Origin of the sequence: Streptomyces sp. NPDC127100, from assembly GCF_042724095.1 — a bacterium.
In the GTDB taxonomy this organism is placed as follows: domain Bacteria; phylum Actinomycetota; class Actinomycetes; order Streptomycetales; family Streptomycetaceae; genus Streptomyces.
In genome coordinates, this window is sequence record NZ_JBHXFL010000093.1 from 1 (window position 1) to 3,893 (window position 3,893).

The window sequence follows — 3,893 nt, forward strand, 5'->3', positions numbered from 1 at the left end:
CGAAGGACATCGGTCAGCGACCAGTCCACGAACGGGTCGAGGGCCATCGCGCACTCGGCCATCCGCTCCGCGAAGACGGGCGAGGACTCCAGCAGTTCGGCCGCCATACCGGCCCACTGCGACCCCTGCCCCGGGAACACGAACACCGCACGGCCGTCCGAGCCGCCGGCCCGCCCGCGGACCACGCCGGCAGTCTCACGGCCCTCGGCCAGCGCCCCGAGGCCCTTCGCACCGTCCAGGACCACGGCCCGATGCTCGAACACCGACCGCGTCGTCACCAACGACAACCCGACATCCACCGGCGACAGGTCCGCGCGCTCACCCACATACTCGGCCAGACGTCCGGCCTGCGCCCGCAGGGCGGCCTCGGACTTCGCCGACACCACCCACGGCAGCACCACCGGCGGCTCGACGACCGCCGTCGGCTTCTCGTCCGCGGTGGGAGCCGGAGCCTGTTCGAGGATGATGTGGGCGTTGGTGCCGCTGAGTCCGAAGGACGACACTGCCGCCCGGCGCGGTCGGCCGGTCTCGGGCCACGGTGTGGCGTCGGTGAGCAGTTCGACCGCTCCGGCCGTCCAGTCGACGTGCGGGGTGGGCTCGTCGACGTGCAGCGTCTGTGGCAGCAGCCCGTGCCGCATCGCCAGCACCATCTTCATGATGCCCGCGACACCGGCCGCGGCCTGGGTGTGCCCGATGTTCGACTTGATCGAGCCGAGCCACAACGGCCGGCCCTCGGGACGGTCCTGGCCGTACGTCGCCAGCAGGGCCTGCGCCTCGATCGGGTCGCCCAGCTTCGTGCCCGTACCGTGCGCCTCCACCACGTCGACCTCAGCCGCCGGAACCCGGGCGTTCGCCAGCGCGGCCCTGATCACCCGCTGCTGCGACGGACCGTTCGGCGCCGTCAGACCATTGCTCGCACCGTCCTGGTTCACGGCAGAACCCCGGACGACGGCCAGCACCTGGTGTCCGTTGCGTTGGGCGTCGGACAACCGCTCCAGCAGGAGCATGCCCACGCCCTCACCCCAGCCGGTACCGTCCGCGCCCGCCGCGAACGGCTTGCACCGACCGTTCGTGGCCAGACCGCGCTGGCGGCTGAACTCCACGAAGGTGGCGGGGGTCGCCATCACGGTGACACCGCCCGCCAGCGCCAGGGTGCACTCACCCTGGCGCAGCGACTGGGCCGCGAGATGCAGGGCCACGAGCGACGACGAGCACGCCGTGTCGATCGTCACGGCGGGGCCTTCGAAGCCGAAGGTGTAGGAGATGCGGCCGGAAGCGATGCTGCCGGATCCGCCCGTAGCGAGGTAGCCCTCGGCGCCCTCGGGGATGCTCTGCAACTGGGAGCCGTAGTCGTGGTACATGAGGCCCGCGAAGACGCCGGTGGCACTGCCCCGCAGGAGAGCGGGGTCGATGCCGGCCCGTTCGAGGGTCTCCCAGCTGGTCTCCAGCAGCAGTCGCTGCTGCGGGTCCATGGCCAGCGCTTCACGCGGCGAGATGCCGAAGAACGCGGGGTCGAAGTCGCCGGCCGCGTGCAGGAAGCCGCCCTCGCGGACGTAGCTCTTGCCGTCCGTGTCCGCGTCGGCGTCGTACAGTCCTTCCGCGTCCCAGCCACGGCCCTCGGGGAAGCCGGAGATGGCGTCCTCGCCCTCGGCGAGCAGGCGCCACAGTTCCTCGGGGGTGCCGACGCCGCCCGGGAAGCGGCAGCCCATGGAGATGATGACCACCGGATCGTCGTCCTCGCCGCTTCCGCCGGAGGAACCGTGCACGCCGGCGGCGCCGACGGGGAGGTCGTGGCCGGTGGAGCGGGCCGGGTCCGCCAGGCCGGTGAGCTCCTCGTGGAGGTGCCGGGCCAGGGCGGCGGGGGTCGGGTAGTCGAAGACCAGGGAAGCGGGCAGGCGCAGGCCCGTGGCCGTGGTGAGCCGGTTGCGCAGTTCCACGGCCGTCAGGGAGTCGAAGCCGAAGTCCTGGAAGGCACGTGCCGGCTCAACGGCCTCCGCCTCCGCGTGTCCCAGGACCGCTGCCACGTTCCGGCGTACGAGGCCCAGCACGAGCCGTTCGCCGTCGGCGGCCGAGGAGCCGGTGAGCTGTTCGCGCAGTTGCGACGAGCTGCCGTCCCGGGCTGTGCCGGCGGAGCGGTGGTTCGTGAACCGCACCAGGTCGCGCAGTACGTGCGGCACCTCCCCACCGCGGGAGGCCTGCACCGGGTCCAGGCGCAGGGGGACCAGCACGGGCGTGTCCGCCGCGCAGGCGGTGTCGAACAGCGCCAGACCCTCTTCGGGGGACAGCCCCCGCACACCGGAGTGGGCGATGCGGCGCAGGTCGGCACCGGCCAGGTCACCGGCCATCCCGCCGTCCGTGTCCCACAGGCCCCAGGCGAGGGAGAGGGCGGGCAGGCCGTCGGCGCGCCGACGCCTTGCCAGAGCGTCGAGGAACGCGTTGGCGGCGGCGTAGTTGGCCTGGCCCGCCGTGCCGAAGGTGCCCGCTGCCGAGGAGAACATCACGAACGCCGACAGGTCGAGCTCCGCGGTCAGCTCATGGAGGTTGACCGCCGCGGTCACCTTCGGCCGCAGCACCGCGTCCACGCGTTGCGGGGTGAGCGAGTCGAGGACGCCGTCGTCGAGCACGCCGGCGGCATGCACCACCGCCCGCAGCGGACGGTCGGCCGGAATCGCCGCCAGGACCGCCGCGAGTTCCTCCCGCTCCGCCACGTCACAGGCCGCCCAGGTCACGGAGGCGCCGGCGGCCGACAGCTCCGCGGTCAGTGCGTGAGCACCGTCGGCTTCCGCGCCCCGGCGGCTCACCAGCACCAGGTGCCGGACGCCGGACGCCGTGACGAGATGGCGCGTGACCAGTCTGCCCAGGCTGCCGGCGGCGCCCGTCACCAGGACCGTGCCCTGCGGGTCCCAGGTCGCCGACGGCTCCGGCTCCGTCGCGGTGGTCCGTACCCGGTCCAGGCGTGCGGCCAGCAGGCTCCCGTCGCGGGCCTTCACCTGTGGCTCGCCGCAGGACGCGGCGGCGGACAGGAGCGACAGGTCATCGGCGGTCAGCTCCGGCGGCGGCGCCGACCCGGCGGCGGCCGTACCGGATTCCAGGTCGACGAGGACGAAGCGGCCGGGGTGCTCGGTCTGCGCGGTCCGCACCAGACCCCATACGGCGGCCGCAGCGAGGTCCGCGACGGCGTCGGCGTCCTCGTCCGTCACCGCGCCACGGGTGGCGATCAGCAGCCTCGAGTCGGCCAGTCGCTCCTCCTCCAGCCAGCCCTGGATCAGGTGCAGGACCCGGTGCACGGCGTGCCGCACCTCGTCGGCGTTCACACCGGGCGCGGGCGCCAGCAGGCAGGCGACCAGCGGGGGCACCGCCGCGCCCTCGTCGAGCGTCGCGCGCAGCGCGTCGAGGTCCTCATGGAACGAGGTCCGGTCGAGCGCTTCCTCCGTCCAGGCGTCCCGGGACGCGAGTCCGGCGCCGTTCAACAGGGCCGGCGCGGCCCCGGCATGCCCCGTGAGCGCGTCGGCACCGGGCACACGGCTCCAGCCCAGCCGGAACATCGACTGGTGCAGCAGGCCGCCCGCGGCGCTGATCTGCTCGGCGGAGACGGGACGCGTCACCAGTGAACGCACCGCGGCCACCGGTGCACCGGTCCGGTCCGTCACCTCCATGGTCAGGTCCGAGCCGTCGGCTCCGCCAGGGGTGAGGCGTACGCGCAACTCGGCGGCGCCGGTCGCGTACACCGACACACCGCTCCAGGAGAAGGGCAGCCGGACAACGGCCGTTGCGGCGGGCGGCGGAGGGCGGACGGGCGCCCCGCCCCTCGCGGGGCGGGGGGGGTCCCGCACCCCCGCGGGGGCCCCCCAAACGCGGGCAGGGGGGGACCTGGGCAACCGCCGCCGCATCAC

1 protein-coding gene is annotated in these 3,893 nt (G+C 73.9%); it reads right to left on the reverse strand.

Features of this window, described 5'->3' with window-relative positions:
• Positions 1 to 3,734: type I polyketide synthase (locus ACFWJB_RS35270; RefSeq protein ID WP_386927394.1), on the reverse strand; the 3,734-nt coding region annotated here is incomplete at its 3' end.
• Positions 3,735 to 3,893: the final 159 nt, after the last annotated feature.